Genomic DNA, 15,960 nt, shown 5'->3' on the forward strand with positions numbered 1-15,960 from the left:
CGCTCGCCTGGCCACCCGCACCTGTCGGCCTATCGGCGCTACCCCCCGGTGCCGCCGATGCTGTACACCTTATGAGGGCGGACCCGTCAGGTCAGGACCGAAGCGCGGTCGTGATTGATTTGAGACGCAGTCGATCGTGGCGTCCGGCGCGGATTAGCCGCCGAATAGGCCAATGTCCGTCGCCAATTGCTTCCCCCGGCGGGCCACCGCGCGTCACGCCCGGCACCGACCGGCTTGTCGCGCACCTGATGCCGACGGCGTCATTCGTCCGGCCCGGTCCGGGCGACCGCCTGCGCGGCGCTCACCCCGGCACTGAGCAGCACGCCGAACCCTTCCTCGTCGAGGACCGGCACCTTCAGGGTGACCGCCTTGTCGTACTTCGATCCTGGGTTGTCGCCCACCACGACGAACCCGGTTTTCTTCGACACCGAGCCGCTGACCTTGCCGCCCCGGGACTGGACGGCCTCGGCCGCCTCGTCGCGCGAGTACCCGGCGAGCGAGCCGGTGATCACGACGGTCACGCCATCCAGCGGGCGTGGCGTCGCGTGGGTGGCGGCGTCGTCGGCCATCCGGACCCCGGCGGCCCGCCAGCGACGGACCACGTCCTGGGCGTACGGCGAGGCGAACCAGTCGGCGACCGCCGTGGCGATCACCGGACCGACTCCGTCGACCTCGACCAGTTCCGGCTGGCTGGCGGCGGCGATCGCGTCGATCGACCGCAGCTCACGGGCCAGCGCCTGGGCGGCGACCGGGCCGACGTGCCGGATCGAGAAAGCCACGACTATCCGCCACAGCGGCTGCCGCTTGGCCTCGGCGAGATTGGCCAGAAGCTTTTTCGCGTTTTCGCTCAGTCCGCCGTCCTGGTTCCGAAAGAACTCCACGGCGGCCAAGGCGTCCGCGTCGAGCTCGAAAAGCTCACCGATGCCCCGCACCGCGCCGGAATCGACAAGTGCGATAGCGGACCGCTCGCCGAGCGCCTCGATGTCGAGAACGCCGCGGCCGGCAATGTACTCCAGTTTGCGGGTCAACTGGGCGGGACAGTCGAGATTCGGACACCGAATGTCGGCGTCGCCTTCCTTTTCGTACCGCAACTCGGTGCCGCACTCCGGGCAGTCGGTCGGCATCACGAACTCTCGTTCGGCACCGGTCCGCAGGTCGACGACCGGGCTGACCACCTCGGGGATCACGTCGCCGGCTTTGCGGATCACCACCATGTCGCCGATCAGCACCCCCTTGCGGGTCACCTCGCCGGCGTTGTGCAAGGTGGCGAAACCGACGGTCGACCCGGCCACCTTGACCGGTTCGAGGACCGCGTACGGGGTGACCCGTCCGGTGCGCCCCACGTTGACCTTGATGTCGAGCAGCCGGGTGTTGACCTCTTCCGGCGGATACTTGTACGCGATCGCCCAGCGCGGGGCACGGCTGGTCGATCCGAGTCGCCGCTGGACGGCCACCTCGTCGACCTTGACCACCACGCCGTCGATCTCGTGTTCGACCTCGTGCCGGTGGGTCGCGAAGTGGCCGATGAAGTCCCGGACCCCGGCGAGGTCGGCGACCACCCGCCAGCGGTGGCTGATCGGCAGCCCCCAGGCGGCCAGCCGCTCGTACGCCTCGGACTGACGTACCAGCTCGAATCCCCGGCGGGCCCCGATGCCGTGCACCACCATGCGCAGCCCGCGCCCGGCGGTGATCCGGGGATCCTTTTGCCGCAGCGAGCCGGCGGCGGCGTTACGGGGGTTGGCGAACGGTGCCTTCTCCTGGGCGACCAGGCTGGCGTTGAGCTCAGCGAAGGCCGCGACCGGGAAGTAGATCTCGCCCCGCACCTCCAGCAGCTCCGGCACCTCGCCGGTCAGCTGGTCCGGGATCTGGCGGATGGTCCGCACGTTGGGGGTGATGTCCTCGCCGACCCGGCCGTCACCCCGGGTCGCCGCCCGGACCAGGGATCCGTGCTCGTAGGTGAGGTTGATCGCGAGGCCGTCGACCTTGAGTTCGCACAGGTAGCTGACCGGGCCACCGGCGTCGCGCTCGACCCGCTCGGCCCAGGCGGCCAGTTCGTCGTCGTCGAAGGCGTTGTCCAGGCTCATCATCCGCTCGGCGTGGGTCACCGGGGCGAACTGGGCGGCGTACGCGTAGCCGACCCGTTGGCTGGGCGAATCCGGCGTCCGCAGGGCCGGAAACCGCTCCTCCAGCTGGGTCAGTTCCCGGATCAGCAGGTCGTACTGCCCGTCGGAGATCTCCGGAGCGTCCAGCACGTGGTAACGGAACTGGTGCCGGTCGATCTCCGTGGCCAGTGTCGCGTGCCGCTCCCGCGCCGATGCGTCTGGTTCCTCCCCGGCCCGCGCCTCCTGGGCGGCACTGACCTGCTGCGGAACGGCTTCTTCGGACACCGGCTGACCTCCGTGATCGAACACCTACCAGCGCACGGTAACGGTTCGCACCGACAACGACGTGCACGCCAGGTGTCAACCGCCCTGGACGACGCGGAACGCCGCCACCCCGGCACACCACAGGAAGCACAACACCAGCACCACCAGTACGACCACGACGAGCAGGCCGCGGTAGGTCGACCACCAGCCCGGCCGGCCCGAACCGGCGTCGTCATGACTCACCCTGGCAACGGTAGTCGCTCAGCGGCCGCGAGTACGCCGGACGAGCCGGTGCCGACCTACTGCGCGAATACGCCGGACGAGGCGGTGCCGACCTACTGCGCGAATACGCTGGACGAGCCGGCGCCGGTCTACTGGTCGTCGGCCAGCCGTCGCCCCGCGTCCCGGCAGGCGGCGAGCGCGGCCCGCGCGTACCGGGGTGTGGCGCCGGCCAACCCGCACGCCGGCGTCACCACCACCTGAGCGGCGGCCCGTTCGGCCGCGAAACCCAGCTGTGACCACAGTGTCCGGATCCGTTCGGCGGCCGGCGCGGACTCCGGGTCGCGGCCGCCGCCCGGCGTCCCTGTCGCGGGCACCACCCCGGCGAACAGCCCCATCCCGGCGTCCAACGCCTCGCCCAGGGGGTCCAGCCGGTCGAGCCGGTCCAGGTCGATCGCGACCGCGACCGCTCCGGCGGCCCGGATCATCGCCAGCGGTACGTCGGCCGCGCAGCAGTGCACCACCACCGGCGCACCCGCCGCGTCGACGACCACGCCGAGCAGTTCGCGCGCGGTCGCCTCCGGCACCGATCGGTAGGTGTGCAGCCCCGAGTCGGTCGGCAGCCGGCCGGCCAGCGCGGCGGGCAGCAGCGGTTCGTCGAGCTGCAGCAGCGGCTCGGCCCCGGGCACCCGGCGGCGGACCTCGTCGAGATGCGCCCGCAGTCCTTCGGCCAGCGACGCGGCCAGGTCACGGACCGCGCCGTGGTCGCGGATCAGCCGTCCGCCCAGTCCGACGTCGAGGCTGGCCGCGAGGGTCCACACGCCGGCGGCCTGCAGCTTGAGCGGCCCGGTGTAGCCGTCGGCTTGCTCGGTCAACTGGTCCAGGTCCCGCTCCCGCAGGTCGAGTGCGCGCCGCAGATCCCGGCCGGGGCGGGCGGCCACCCGCCAGTGTCCGGCGTACAGCTCGATCGGCAGGTCGACCAGGAAGCTCGCGCCGCGACCGATGATGTCCGCGCCCGGTCCGCGTGCCGGCAGTTCCGCCAGATGCGGCAGGTCCGCGAGCTCGCCGAGCACGGTCCGCTGGGCCTCGGCGACGTCGGTGCCGGGCAGCGAACCGATGCCGGTCGCGCTCCCGGCCGGCCAAGGCCACGATGGTGAGGTCACGTCCGACGACTCTACCGCCGGGGCGGCGGCGGTCAGTCGGTGATGGTGGACGGATCAGTCGGTGATGGTGGCGGAGCCGAGGACGACGTCGCCGGCCGGCTCCGGGCGGTAGACCACCATCGCCTGGCCGGCCGCCACCCCACGGATGGGCTGCCGCAGCTCGGCGCGGATCCGCTCGCCGGTCACCTCGACCACCGCCGGCACCACCGAGCCGTGCGCCCGTACCTGGACCATGGCCTCGACCGGCCCGTCGGGCACCGGCCCACCGGTCCATACCGGACGGTTACCGGTAACGGTGGTGACGTCCAGCGCCTCCGCCGGGCCGACGGTCACGGTGTTGGTCGTCGGCGTGATCGACAGCACATAGCGGGGCCGTCCGTCGACCGCCGGCGCGCCGATGCCGAGCCCGCGTCGCTGGCCGACCGTGAACGCGTACGCGCCGGAATGGCTGCCGACCACCGCGCCGCTGGTCACGTCGACGACGTCACCGGGAGCGCTGCCCAGCCGCTCGGCCAGGAAACCCCGGGTGTCGCCGTCGGCGATGAAGCAGATGTCGTGCGAGTCGGGCTTGTCGGCCACGGCCAGCCCGCGCTCGGCGGCCTCGGCGCGCACCTGCGCCTTGGTGGTCCCGCCCAACGGGAAGATCGCCCGGTCCAGCTGGGCTCGGGTCAGCACGGCCAGCACGTACGACTGGTCCTTGGGCAGGTCGACGCTGCGCCGCAGCAGACCGTCGGCGCCCAGCCGGGCGTGGTGGCCGGTCACCACCGCGTCGAACCCCAGCGCGACCGCCCGGTCCAGCACCGCCGCGAACTTGATCTTCTCGTTGCAGCGCAGGCAGGGATTGGGGGTACGGCCGGCGGCGTACTCGGCGACGAAGTCGTCCACCACGTCGGCGTGGAACTGGTCGGCCATGTCCCACATGTAGAACGGGATGCCGACCACGTCCGCCGCCCGGCGCGCGTCGCGGGCGTCCTCCACCGTGCAGCAGCCGCGCGCACCGGTCCGATAGGTCTGCGGGTTACGGGCCAACGCCAGATGTACGCCGGTCACGTCGTGCCCGGCCGCCACCGCCCGCGCGGCGGCCACCGCCGAATCGACGCCGCCGGACATCGCTGCCAGCACCCGCACCGCTACCCACTCCGTCCTGTCGCCTCTGTCGAGGCTGTCGCCTTTCGTCGAGGGTAGCCTGTGCGCCGGTGGCCTGTGCGCCGCGCTCAGCCCGCCGTGGACTGACCGTGCTTGCCGCCCCGGACGGCGCCGGCCCGCCGGGCCCGGTCCACCGCACCCGGCAACGCCGTGATCAGAGCGTCGATGTCGGCCTGGGTCGAATCGTGCCCCAGGCTGAACCGCAGCGACGAACGCGCCCGGTCGTCGTCGGCCGCCATCGCGAGCAGCACGTGCGACGGCTGGGCCACCCCGGCGGAACAGGCCGATCCGGTGGAGCAGGCGATCCCCTGCGCGTCGAGCAGCAGCAGCAGCGCGTCGCCCTCACAGCCGGGGAACGAGAAGTGCGCGTTGCCGGGGAGCCGATCGACCGGGTCACCGTTGTAGATCGCGTCCGGCACGACCTGACCGACCCGGGCCACCAGGTCGTCGCGTAGGGACGCGACCCGGGCGGCGTGTTCGGCCTGCCGTTTCACCGCGATCTCGACGGCGACCGCGAACGCCGCGATGCCGGCGGTGTCGAGCGTCCCGGAACGCACGTCACGTTCCTGCCCGCCGCCGTGCAGCAGCGGACTGCAGGCCATGTCCCGACCGAGCAGCAGCGCACCGACCCCGGCCGGCCCGCCGAGCTTGTGCCCGCTGACGGTGAGCGCGCCGACCCCGCTGGCCGCGAAGTCCACCGGCACCTGGCCGACCGCCTGGACCGCGTCGGTGTGCGACGGCACACCCGCCTCGACGGCGATCGCCGCGTGCGCGGCGATCGGCTGGATCGTGCCGACCTCGTTGTTGGCCCACATCACGGTGACCAAGGCGACGTCGTCGGCCCCGGCACTCAGCGCGGCCCGCAGCGTCTCGGGTGCGACCCGTCCGGCGGCGTCCACCGCGAGCCAGGTCACCTCGGCCTGTTCGTGCTCGGCCAGCCAGCTCACCGCGTCGAGTACGGCGTGGTGCTCGACCGCGCTGGCCAGGATCCGCCGTCGGCGCGGCTCCTCGGCGACCCGTGCCCAGTAGATGCCTTTGACGGCGAGATTGTCACTTTCGGTGCCGCCGCCGGTGAAGATCACTTCGGAGGGGCGGGCGCCGAGCGCGGCGGCGACCCGCTCGCGCGACTCCTCGACCGTACGCCGAGCTGCCCGCCCGGCGGCGTGCAGAGAGGACGCGTTGCCGACCTGACGGGCGGTGGAGACGTACGCCTCCACCGACTCGTCGAGCATCGGCGTGGTCGCGGCATGATCGAGGTAGGCCATCGTCAGCAAGCCTATCGGCCTTCTCGCAGCCAGCGACACGCGAGGCGGACGACCACCGGGCTCGCGCCGGCGGCACACTTCTCCCAGGCGACCAGGCCCGGCAATCCGGGACGGCCTGCTGCGGGGCACCCTCTCTGGCTGACGCGCCGCTACGACGCCGATAGCCGGGACCTGACCAGGTCCCGGCTATCGATCACCCCGCCTCGGGTCGGCACGCCACCGGCGTCCGACCGTGCGTCAGCGGGTCACTTGCGCTTGCGGATCTCCTCGGCCGCCTGCGGCACCACCTTGTTGAGGTCACCGACCACGCCGAAGTCGACGAGTTCGAAGATCGGCGCCTCGGCGTCCTTGTTGACCGCGACGATCGTCTTCGAGGTCTGCATGCCGGCCCGGTGCTGAATCGCCCCGGATATGCCCAGTGCCACGTAGAGCTGCGGGGAGACTGTCTTACCGGTCTGCCCGACCTGGAACTGATGCGGATAGAAGCCGGAATCGACCGCTGCCCGGGACGCGCCGACCGCACCGCCGAGCAGGTCGGCGAGTTCCTCGACGAGCTTGAAATTGTCCCCGCTGCCGACACCCCGGCCACCGGAGACGACCACCGACGCCTCGGTCAGCTCGGGGCGCGACCCGGACTGCTCGGCGACCCGCTCGACCACCTTGGCGCGCTTGTCCGACTCCGCCACCCGCACCTCGACCTGCTCCACCTGCGCGGTGGCCGGGGCCGGCTCCGGGGTGACCGAGTTCGGCCGCAGCGTCACCAGCGGCAGGCCACGGGTGACCCGGGCGGAGACGATTGTGGATCCGGCGAAGGCGACCTGAGTGGCGACGCCGTCGGCGGACAGGTCGACCACGTCGGTGAGCAGGCCGTTGTCCAGCCGTACGGCGAGCCGGCCGGCGATCTCCTTGCCTTCCTGGGAGGAGGCCAGCAGGACCGCGCCGGGCTGCACCCGCCGGATCAGGTCGGCGAGCACGGTGACCTTCGGGGCCACCAGGTAGCCGTCGATCTCCTCGCTCTCGGCGGCATACACCTTCGCGGCACCGTACTCACCGAGTTTGTCGGTCATCGCGGCCGCCGCGCCGGGTCCCCCCAGCACCACCGCGCAGACCTCGCCACCGAGCTTGCGGGCGAGCGTCAACAACTCCAGGGTGACCTTCTTGACCCCGAACTCGCCGGTGGCCTCAACGACAACGAATACCTCAGCCATCTCATCCACCCCGCTCACACGAACTTCTCGGACGCCAGGAACTGCACCAGCCGTACGCCGCCGTCGCCGTCGTCGGCCACTGTCTCGCCGGCCGCGCGCGGTGGCCGCCGGTGGTGTTCGACCACTTCACTGGTCGCGCCGTCGAATCCGACCTCTGCGGGGGCGACCCCCAGATCGGCCAGGGACAGCGTCTGCACCGGCTTCTTCTTGGCGGCCATGATCCCCTTGAAGGAGGGGTAGCGGGGCTCGTTGATGGTGTCCCAGACGGAAACCACGGCGGGCGTGGTCGCGGTGACGATCTCGTAGCCTTCTTCGTTCTGCCGCTCCACGGTCAGCGTGGTGCCGTCCACGGTCAGCTTGCGCGCGCCGGTGAGCGCGGCCATGCCCAGCCGTTCGGCGAGCATGTGCGGCATGACCTGCACCCGCCCGTCGGTCGACTCCGCCCCGCACAGGACCAGGTCGGCGCCGAGAGTGTCGAGGGCGGCTGCGAGGACCTTGGAGGTGGCCACCGCGCAGGAGCCACGCAGCGCGTCGTCGACGACGTGCACGGCCTTGTCCGGTCCCATCGACAGCGCCTTGCGGATCGATTCGCTGGCCCGGTCCGGGCCCATCGTGAGTACGGTCACCTCGCCGCCGTGCGCCTCGCGCAACCGCAGCGCCTCCTCGATCGCGTACTCGTCCATCTCGTTGATCACGTTGTTGGCCGACCCACGGTCGACGGTGTTGTCGTCAGCACGCAGGGCGCGCTCCGCGCCGGAATCGGGCACCTGCTTGACGAGTACGACGATGTTCATCGCGCTTCGACAACCCTCCTGATAGGTGGTGCGTTGCATTGCCGCTCTCGGCGCAGCCTGCCGAGTACCTTAACGATCGGTCGGCCGAGCTGCGGTGTGGGCGTCCCATCCGCAATGTTACCCGCAAGTAGCCTAGGGCCAAACGACACCTGGCTCCAGATCCGACCGGCCCGACCTTCGCCGGCGGACGACCAGTATCGGTCAGGCGGGCGTGGCCAGCGCCTGCTCGATCTTGCCGACCATCTCCGCCTCGGCCGGATCGATCCCGGCCGCGGCCCGCGCCACCCGCTGGGCGGCACCGGTGATCGTGGCGCGGTACTGCTCCACCTCGTGCGGAGCCTTCTCGGTGAGGATCGCCACCGACCGTCGCAGCGCGGGCAGCACCAGCCGCTCGACCTCGTCGGCCGACTCACGGGGCAGCTTCGGCAACGGTCCGGTGCTCAGCACGTCCTTGACCAGCCCGGTCGCGTCCGCGAACGCGCCAGATGCAGCGAAGCTCTCCTTCACCATCGAGATGACTCCCGGGTCGGCGTTCGACACCAGGTACACGGCTCCGAACGCGGCCGTCTTCAAGGTCTCCCGGTCATCGTCGGTCAGCTCTGCCACAGTCGGTGAGTCTAACCGCCGATAATGATCCATGTGTGGAGTGCGCTGCGAGACTGGTTCGACCCACGGGAGCTACGCCGGACCGGCGTCGCCCCCGACTACCGTTTCTCACTGGCCAACGAACGGACCTTCCTGGCCTGGATCCGCACCGCGCTCGCGCTGATCGCCGGTGGGCTGGCGATCGCCCAGTTCCTGCCCGAGCTGTCCATCGCCCATCTGCGCGAGGGACTCGCGGTGACGTTGCTGCTGTGCGGCGGCGTCGTCGCGGTACGGGCGGTCGACCACTGGGCGCGGTCCGAACGGGCGATGCGGCTCGGGGTGGACCTGCCCGCGTCCCGGTTCCCGGCCGTCCTGGCGATCGGCGTGGGCATCGGCGCGGTGGTGCTCACCGTCGCCGTACTGGCCGAGGCCGTCCGTGGCTGATCGGCCGGAGCGCCCGCCAACCGAGCCGAGCGATCCCGGGCTGCAGCCGGAACGCACCCGGCTGGCCTGGCGACGGTCGGCGTTGGCACTGACCCTGGTGGTGCTGCTCGCGGTGCGATTCGCCGTCGAACGGGGTGGGCCGGCGATGATCGCCGGGTTGCTCGCGGTGATCGGCTGGGCGGGTCTGATCGGGTACGGCTACCGGCGGGCACGGGGCCCACACCGGCCGGCAGCCGGCCAAATCGGGGCAGAAGTTCCGCTTTTGGGCTTGATCACCGCCGCTTACGCGGTACTCGGAGTGATCCTCATCCTCGGCTGACTAGGCTGAACCCGCCGGGCGGGGCATCATTGCCAGATGGCCCGCGTGTTCATCTTGCTCTTCATGCTCCACGTCGTGCTCATGGCCGTGGCGCTGATCAGCTGCCTGTCGGCGGAGAAGAGGGACGTCCGCGCCCTGCCACGCTTCCTCTGGGTGCCGGTCATCGTTCTCGTCCCGATCATCGGACCGGTGGCATGGTTCCTCAGCCGCCGCCGGCCGATCCTGGGCGGTATCTCTCCGGCGGGCAGCCCGGCCCGGCCGCTCGGCGGTCCAGCCAACCGCGCCAGACCGCCGGCCCCGGACGACGATCCCGACTTCCTGCGTGATCTCGACGCCGAGCAGGCGAAGCGGGACCGCGAACTCTTCCAACGCTGGGAGGAGGATTTGCGACGCCGGGAGGACGACATCCGTCGGCGGGAAACCGACGACCGGGAGGACCAGCACCGGCCCGAGCCGTGAGTCCGACTCCACGACGGCCATCAACACGACGGTGGTGAAACCCTCGCGCTCATGGGGCGACCTGGGGGAACAGTCGCCGTACGCGACCGCCCGGCCCCGGTCCGGCCACCGACCGGACCGGGAGCGCGGAGCTGTCACATCCGGCGCTTGAACCTGGCCAGCGCCAACGGAGCGAATATCGCCGCGATGCCGACCGCCCACAGCAACGAGTAGCCGACCGGTCCCGCCGCCGGTACGCCGCCGAGCAGCCCGCGAAGGGCGTCGGCCAGGATCGTGACCGGGTTGATCTCCACCCACGCCTGCAGCCAGCCGGGCATCGTCTCGGTAGGCACGAACGCGTTGCTGGTGAAGCTCAGCGGAAAGATGACCATGAAGCCGAAGATCTGCACCTTCTCCGGCTCGCTGACCATCACCCCGACCAGGACCGAGATCCACGAGGCGGCCAAGGTGAAGGCGAGAATCAGCGCGAAGGCACCCAGCAGCCCGAGCACGCCACCGCCGATCCGGAAGCCGAGGATCAACCCGACGGTCAACAGCAGTGTCACCGACCACGCCTGCTTGACCGTGTCGGCGAGAATTCGCCCGGCCAGCGGCGCCCAGCGAGCGATCGGCAGCGAACGAAGTCGATCGAACACGCCCTTGGTCAGGTCGGTGTTCAGCCCGAACCCGGTCGTCATCGTCGCGAAGAGCGCGTTCTGCACGATGATCCCGGGCAGCGCGAAGGTCAGGTAGTCACCCGGCGATCCGGCGATCGCGCCGCCGAACACATAGGTGAACAGCAGCACGAACATCAACGGTTGGATGCTCAGATCGAGCAGCTCCATCGGGTTGTGCTTGATCTGCACCAGGCTCCGCCAGGCGAGGGTCCCGGTGTGGCGCAGGCCGGCCAGCGGGCTCACCCACTGCGGAGTGGCTGCCATCTCGGCCGTGGGCGCGGTCGTCGCGGTCACCTGCGAATCCCTTCCATGCTCGGCGTCGGCCGCTGGCCATCCGCCGGTGTCTCAGATGTTCCGGGGTCGTCGATCGTGCCGGGGCTCCCCGGTGCCGGGTCCGGGGATTCGGCCCGGTGCCCGGTCAGCGAGAGGAACACCTCGTCCAGGCTGGAACCGCGCAGCGCCAACTCGCCGACCCGGATGCCCGCGTCGTCGAGCCGGCGTACCACGGCCGGCAGTAACGCCGGGTCGGCGGTGCCGACCGTCACCGTGGTCTGCGCCAACGCCGGCTCGTTGCCGGAGAGTTCCCGCAACGCCGCGAGGACGACGGGCAGATCGGCCGGATCGACCGGGCGCACCGCGAGCACCTGGGCGCCGGTCTTGGCCTTGAGCTCCTCCGGGGTGCCGCTGGCGATCACCCGACCGTGGTCGACCACCGCCAACTCGTCAGCGAGCTGATCCGCCTCCTCCAGGTACTGCGTCGTCAGCAACACCGTCACCCCGCTGGACACCAGCCCTCGCACCAGGTCCCACAGCTCGTTGCGGCTACGCGGGTCCAGCCCGGTCGTCGGCTCGTCGAGAAAGAGCACCTGCGGGCGCCCGACCAGGCTGGCGGCCAGGTCGAGCCGGCGGCGCATCCCGCCGGAATAGGTCTTGGCCGCTCGGTCGGCGGCGTCGACGAGATGGAAGTCGACCAGCAGCTGCCGGGCCCGCGCCCGCGCGTCGGAGCGGGACAGCCCTAGCAGTCGACCGATCATCACCAGGTTCTCCACCCCGGTGAGGGTCTCGTCGACCGAGGCGTATTGGCCGGTCAGGCCGATGCACTGGCGTACCTGGTGGGCCTGGCGGACCACGTCGTACCCCTGGATGCGGGCGTGTCCGGCGTCCGGCCGCAGCAACGTGGCCAGCACCCGTACAGCTGTGGTCTTGCCCGCCCCGTTCGGGCCGAGCAGCCCGAACACGGTGCCGGTCCGGACCGCGAAATCCACCCCGGCCAGCGCCGTGGTCGGACCGAAGCGTTTGATCAACCCTTCGGCCCAGATCGCGTGCGACATCATCGCTCCTGTCGTTCGTCTGTGCTGATCACAATGAACGAGGGGACCGACATTCCGCCAAGCATTTGTCGACGCGAGATCGTTTCACCGCAGCCTGACGAGCCGAGCAGCGGAAATTTGACAGTGCCGGGCGGTGCGCGTCAGGCGAGGTTCGACGACCTCGGATAGGCGTCGTCCGGGTCGGTCAGCACGTTCACCAGGTACGGCACCCCGGCGTCGAACGCCCGCCGCAACGCCGGACCGAGATCACCGGCCTTGGCGACCGTCTCCCCTGCCCCGCCGAGCGCCACGACGATCTCGTCGTAGCGCAGACCCGGCTGCAGGTCGGCGGCGACGTCGTAGCCGTACATGGCCCGCATCGGGTGCTTCTCCAGACCCCAGATCCCGTTGTTGCCGACCACGATCACCACCGGCAACCGCTGCCGGACCAGGGACTCCACGTCCATCAGCGAGAAGCCGGCCGCGCCGTCGCCCATCAGTACACAGATCTGCCGGTCGGGGTACGTGACCCGGGCACCCATCGCGTAACCCATTCCGGTGCCGAGGCAGCCGTACGGGCCCGGGTCCAGCCAACTACCGGGGACCGCGGGTTCCAGGTAACGCCCGGCGTAGGAGACGAAGTCGCCACCGTCGCCGATGGTGACCGCGTCCGGCTCCAGCACCGCCCGCAGTTCGCCGTAGATCCGGGCCGGCCGGATCGGATCGGTCTCGGCGGCCAGGGCGACGGCGTCGCGCGCCCGGGCGGCGTCCTCGGCCACCCGCAGCTCGGCGATCCAGTCCGTGTGGTCGACCCGGTCACCGGTGTGGTCGGCCAGCGCGGACAGGATCAGCCGCAGGTCACCGGCGGGCGAGACGACCGGCTGTACGTGGCTCGCCCGCTGGCTCGGGGCGTCCACGATGTGCACCACCTGGGCCGCGCCGAAGTCGCCGAAGCTGAGTCGGAAGTCCAACGGCGTACCGATCACCACCACGACGTCGGCGGTGCCCAGGCCGATCCGGCGCGCCTTGGCGAACGACAGCCGGTGCCCGGGCGGCAGGGCCCCGCGACCCATCCCGTTGGTGAACACCGGCACCTGCAGCGCCTCGGCGGCTTCCCGCAGGGCCGCGATCGCGTCGGCGGCGTACACGTCGGAACCGGCCACGATGACGGGACGGTCGGCGGTGGCGATCAGCCGGGCCGCCTTGGCGACGTCGTCCGGGTCGGGTTCGAGCACCGGGATCCCGGCGGCGGTCGGCACGTCGACGTCGGCGGTCGAGAAGACGACCTCTAGCGGTAGGTCGAGAAACGCCGGCCCACGGTGCGGAGTCAGGGCCGCCGTCAGCGCGGCGCTGACGGCGGCGGGGATCTCGTCGGTCGACGGCACCGTGGCGGCGTGCTTGGTGACCGGGGCGACCAACGGCACGTGGTCGATCTCCTGGAGACTGCCCGAGCCCCACCGGAAGGCCGGCGCCCGACCACCCAGCACCAACACCGGTGCGGCGTTGAAGAACGCGCTGGTCAGGCCAGATATGCCGTTGGTGACGCCAGGGCCGGCCGTCAACGCGGCCAGGCCGGGCCGGCGCCGCAGCTTGGCCACCGCCTCGGCGGCGAACACAGCTGTCTGCTCGTGGCGCACGTCGAAGATCGGGAAGTCGGCCGTGTGCGCCGCGTCGTAGAGCGGGAAGAGGTGTCCGCCGGAGAGGGTGAACAGCTCCGTCACGCCGTACGCCTGCAACGTGGCCAGCGCCAGCGCACCGCCGTGACCTTCGATCCGTTCCGCCATCGCCGGTCTCCTCCAGTCCCGTGGACGCCGGTCGTCCGCCACAGGGCAGGTTACCGCTCAGTCACTTGGCTTGTCCGCCTGTGTCGGCGGACCCGACCGGCCGCGCGACATCAGCCTCGGCCGCCCGCGCCGTGTCAGCGGCCGGTGAAGTCGGGCTTGCGCTTGGCGACGAAGGCGGCCATGCCTTCGGCGCGGTCGGCGGTGGCGAACAGCCCGGCGAAGAGCTGGCTCTCCCAGGCCAGACCGGATGCGAGGTCCATCTCGAGCCCACCGTCGATGGCCAGCTTGGCCGCGCGGATCGCCTGTGCGGGACCGGTGACGAACGGACGGACCAGGTCGAGCGCGACGGCGTACACCTGGTCAGCCGGGACGACCCGGTCGGCCAGGCCGATCCGCTCGGCCTCGGCGGCGTCGACCATTCGTCCGGTGAGGATGATGTCCTTGGCCCGGGCCGGACCGACCAGGCGGGCGAGCCGTTGGGTGCCGCCGGCACCGGGGATGACGCCGAGTTTGATCTCCGGTTGGCCCAACTTCGCGTCCTCGGCGACCACCCGCCAGTCGCAGGCCAGCGCCAACTCGCAGCCGCCACCGAGGGCGTAGCCGGTGATCGCGGCCACCACCGGCTTGGGGATCCGGGCGATCGCGTCGAAGGCGCTGGACAGGTGGGCCGCCCGCGCCGACATGTCCACGTACGACATATCGGCCATCTCCTTGATGTCGGCGCCGGCGGCGAAGACCTTCTCCCCGCCGTAGATCACCACCGCCCGCACCAGGGGATCGTCGGTGACCTGGAGCGCCGCCGCCCGTAGCCGCTCCTGCACGGCGGTGTCGAGCGCGTTCATCGGTGGCCGGGCCAGCCGGATGGTGGCGATGCCCTCCTCGACCTCGACCAGCACCAACTCGTCCACGGCGGACCTCCCCATCGACGTCGCGTTCCTGGGACAGCCTACGGCGAACGCCGGAGAGTGGGTAACGTGATCGATAACGTGACGAGGGCGGGCGGATGATCACCTATTACGACGACAAATCCGTACGAATCACATCGGCCGAGATCCGGGTCGGGCAGCAGCGCTTCCCGCTGCGGGACCTGTACCGCATCTGGCAGCGGCGCGGTGCCCGCTCCTGGGGCGCGCTGGCCGGACGAGGGATGGTCGGCATTGCCTTCGTCGCCCCGGTGGTCACCGCGATCCTCGGCCTGGTGACCGCCCTGACCATCCAGGCGTCGCCGACGATCACGATCGCCCTGGTCGGCGGATCGATCCTGGTCGGCCTCGCCATCGTGCCCCTGGCGGACCTGCTGCTCGGTCTGCTGGACGACTCCTACGACCGGGGCTCGCACGTCCTCGAACTGTGGGTCGAGGCACGCGGCGTACCGGTGCTTCTGGTGGCCAGCCGCGACGCGCTGCGGATCGGTCGGATCCACCGCTCGCTGCGCCGTGCGGTCGAGGCCGCGCTCGACGCCGAGGCCCGGACGACCGCCCGCGAACGTGACGGCGTCCAACGGGCCGCCATCGCGTCCGGGTCAGAACTCGTGCGCGAACAACGCCACGGTCAACAGGCTCGCCGACCACAGGTGCAGGCTGGCCACGGCCAGCGCGGCGGCCGCCAGATCGAGCGGGCGTACCGCCCGACCAGCGACCCGTGAGCTGATCAGCCACGCCACGGCGAGCGTCGCCGCCATCGACGCGGCCGCCCAGTGGAACACACCGACCACCCCCAGCAGGAGCAGCGTCACCAGGACCACGGGACGGACGATGGTCACCGGCCGCTGCGGCAGCGCCGGTAGCCGGTCGTCGCCACCGGCCTCGCGCAACGCGGCCCGGGCCCGCGCCACCTTGTCGCGGGCCTGCTCCAGAGGGCCGGGCGGGGGCGGCGGGGCCACCGTCGCGAACGGCCCCGCCGGATACCAGGCCGGCGGGCCGGGCTCCGCCGGAGGCACCGGATAGGGGTACGGATACCCGGGATACGGATACGCGGGATACGGATACGCGGGATACGGATACGCGGGATACGGATACGCGGGATACGGAGTCGGCGGCAGCGGAGCGGCGGGCTGACCGGTCAACGGGGCCGGCCACGACAGTTGGCCGTCCGCCGCTGGCGGCCAGGCGGGTGACGGTGACCAGGTCGCCGTCGGTGACCATGCCGGCGGAGCGATCGGCGCCGGCGACCACACCGGTGGTACGGCCGGCGGGGCCGGGGCGGTGGGTCGGGTCAGCTCGTCGGCCAACGCCAACATCGC

The 15,960-nt window shown here is 71.3% G+C and carries 16 protein-coding genes; 4 read left to right on the forward strand and 12 right to left on the reverse strand.

All coding sequences use genetic code 11. From position 1 onward, the window contains the following. Nucleotides 1–260: 260 nt before the first annotated feature. From ligA to O7632_RS25045, 8 genes are all read right to left on the reverse strand, one after another. Complete coding sequence (gene ligA / locus O7632_RS25010) at nt 261–2,387, reverse strand: NAD-dependent DNA ligase LigA (RefSeq protein WP_278117708.1); 2,127 nt, start codon at nt 2,385–2,387, stop codon at nt 261–263. 75 nt (nt 2,388–2,462) lie between these two features. Next, nucleotides 2,463–2,609 carry a hypothetical protein gene (locus O7632_RS25015; RefSeq protein ID WP_278117709.1) on the reverse strand — a complete coding sequence of 49 codons (147 nt, stop codon included), beginning with the start codon at nt 2,607–2,609 and terminating at the stop codon, nt 2,463–2,465. A 128-nt stretch (nt 2,610–2,737) separates the two neighbouring features. Then, nucleotides 2,738–3,748, reverse strand: a complete 1,011-nt coding sequence (locus O7632_RS25020) for a methionine synthase (RefSeq protein ID WP_278117711.1) — start codon at nt 3,746–3,748, stop codon at nt 2,738–2,740. A 54-nt stretch (nt 3,749–3,802) separates the two neighbouring features. Beyond that, nucleotides 3,803–4,876 (reverse strand): tRNA 2-thiouridine(34) synthase MnmA, encoded by a 1,074-nt coding sequence (mnmA, locus tag O7632_RS25025; RefSeq protein WP_278117713.1) that lies wholly within the window; start codon nt 4,874–4,876, stop codon nt 3,803–3,805. A gap of 86 nt (nt 4,877–4,962) precedes the next feature. Further along, nucleotides 4,963–6,159, reverse strand: a complete 1,197-nt coding sequence (locus tag O7632_RS25030; protein WP_278117715.1) for a cysteine desulfurase family protein — start codon at nt 6,157–6,159, stop codon at nt 4,963–4,965. A gap of 245 nt (nt 6,160–6,404) precedes the next feature. Further along, entirely contained in the window at nt 6,405–7,367 is a 963-nt protein-coding gene (locus O7632_RS25035) for an electron transfer flavoprotein subunit alpha/FixB family protein (RefSeq protein WP_278117717.1), read from the reverse strand. A gap of 14 nt (nt 7,368–7,381) precedes the next feature. Further along, nucleotides 7,382–8,161, reverse strand: coding sequence for an electron transfer flavoprotein subunit beta/FixA family protein (locus O7632_RS25040; RefSeq protein ID WP_278117719.1), 780 nt, complete (start codon nt 8,159–8,161; stop codon nt 7,382–7,384). 201 nt (nt 8,162–8,362) lie between these two features. Continuing rightward, the gene (locus O7632_RS25045) at nt 8,363–8,800 is read right to left on the reverse strand and encodes a hypothetical protein (protein ID WP_278117721.1); all 438 of its coding nucleotides are present in this window, start codon (nt 8,798–8,800) and stop codon (nt 8,363–8,365) included. On the opposite strand from O7632_RS25045, the gene O7632_RS25050 reads away from it, so the two are divergent. Genes O7632_RS25050 through O7632_RS25060 form a run of 3 tightly spaced genes read left to right on the forward strand, consistent with a single transcriptional unit; the run spans nt 8,801 to nt 9,968 of the window. Continuing rightward, entirely contained in the window at nt 8,801–9,190 is a 390-nt protein-coding gene (locus O7632_RS25050; RefSeq protein ID WP_278117722.1) for a DUF202 domain-containing protein, read from the forward strand. Beyond that, nucleotides 9,183–9,509: a DUF202 domain-containing protein gene (locus tag O7632_RS25055; RefSeq protein ID WP_278117725.1), complete on the forward strand. Its 327-nt coding sequence runs from the start codon at nt 9,183–9,185 to the stop codon at nt 9,507–9,509. The genes O7632_RS25050 and O7632_RS25055 overlap by 8 nt, the downstream gene beginning before the upstream one ends. Before the next feature lie 36 nt (nt 9,510–9,545). After that, nucleotides 9,546–9,968 (forward strand): PLD nuclease N-terminal domain-containing protein, encoded by a 423-nt coding sequence (locus tag O7632_RS25060; RefSeq protein WP_278117727.1) that lies wholly within the window; start codon nt 9,546–9,548, stop codon nt 9,966–9,968. 134 nt (nt 9,969–10,102) lie between these two features. Here the strand turns inward: O7632_RS25060 and O7632_RS25065 are convergent, their stop codons facing one another. The 4 genes from O7632_RS25065 to O7632_RS25080 form a co-directional block, all read right to left on the reverse strand. Continuing rightward, nucleotides 10,103–10,888, reverse strand: coding sequence for an ABC transporter permease (locus tag O7632_RS25065; RefSeq protein ID WP_278120364.1), 786 nt, complete (start codon nt 10,886–10,888; stop codon nt 10,103–10,105). Between the two features lie 26 nt (nt 10,889–10,914). Then, entirely contained in the window at nt 10,915–11,955 is a 1,041-nt protein-coding gene (locus tag O7632_RS25070) for an ATP-binding cassette domain-containing protein (protein WP_278117728.1), read from the reverse strand. Between the two features lie 140 nt (nt 11,956–12,095). Then, nucleotides 12,096–13,718 carry an acetolactate synthase gene (locus tag O7632_RS25075; protein WP_278117730.1) on the reverse strand — a complete coding sequence of 541 codons (1,623 nt, stop codon included), beginning with the start codon at nt 13,716–13,718 and terminating at the stop codon, nt 12,096–12,098. Nucleotides 13,719–13,852: 134 nt separating this feature from the next. Continuing rightward, nucleotides 13,853–14,626 carry an enoyl-CoA hydratase-related protein gene (locus tag O7632_RS25080; protein WP_278117732.1) on the reverse strand — a complete coding sequence of 258 codons (774 nt, stop codon included), beginning with the start codon at nt 14,624–14,626 and terminating at the stop codon, nt 13,853–13,855. Between the two features lie 95 nt (nt 14,627–14,721). On the opposite strand from O7632_RS25080, the gene O7632_RS25085 reads away from it, so the two are divergent. Further along, a complete protein-coding gene (locus O7632_RS25085; protein ID WP_278117734.1) occupies nt 14,722–15,363 on the forward strand; it encodes a DUF6232 family protein in 642 nt (213 codons plus the stop codon). The last annotated feature ends 597 nt before the right edge of the window (nt 15,364–15,960 follow it).

This window comes from Solwaraspora sp. WMMD406 (assembly GCF_029626025.1).
GTDB lineage: Bacteria > Actinomycetota > Actinomycetes > Mycobacteriales > Micromonosporaceae > Micromonospora_E.

Coding starts and splice junctions, on each gene's coding strand:
- O7632_RS25030 (WP_278117715.1), bottom strand. CDS start 6,159: ATGGCCTACCTCGATCATGCCGCGACCACGCCGATGCTCGACGAGTCG.
- O7632_RS25035 (WP_278117717.1), bottom strand. CDS start 7,367: ATGGCTGAGGTATTCGTTGTCGTTGAGGCCACCGGCGAGTTCGGGGTC.
- O7632_RS25040 (WP_278117719.1), bottom strand. CDS start 8,161: ATGAACATCGTCGTACTCGTCAAGCAGGTGCCCGATTCCGGCGCGGAG.
- O7632_RS25045 (WP_278117721.1), bottom strand. CDS start 8,800: ATGGATCATTATCGGCGGTTAGACTCACCGACTGTGGCAGAGCTGACC.
- O7632_RS25060 (WP_278117727.1), top strand. CDS start 9,546: ATGGCCCGCGTGTTCATCTTGCTCTTCATGCTCCACGTCGTGCTCATG.
- O7632_RS25065 (WP_278120364.1), bottom strand. CDS start 10,888: ATGGCAGCCACTCCGCAGTGGGTGAGCCCGCTGGCCGGCCTGCGCCAC.
- O7632_RS25070 (WP_278117728.1), bottom strand. CDS start 11,955: ATGTCGCACGCGATCTGGGCCGAAGGGTTGATCAAACGCTTCGGTCCG.
- O7632_RS25075 (WP_278117730.1), bottom strand. CDS start 13,718: ATGGCGGAACGGATCGAAGGTCACGGCGGTGCGCTGGCGCTGGCCACG.
- O7632_RS25085 (WP_278117734.1), top strand. CDS start 14,722: ATGATCACCTATTACGACGACAAATCCGTACGAATCACATCGGCCGAG.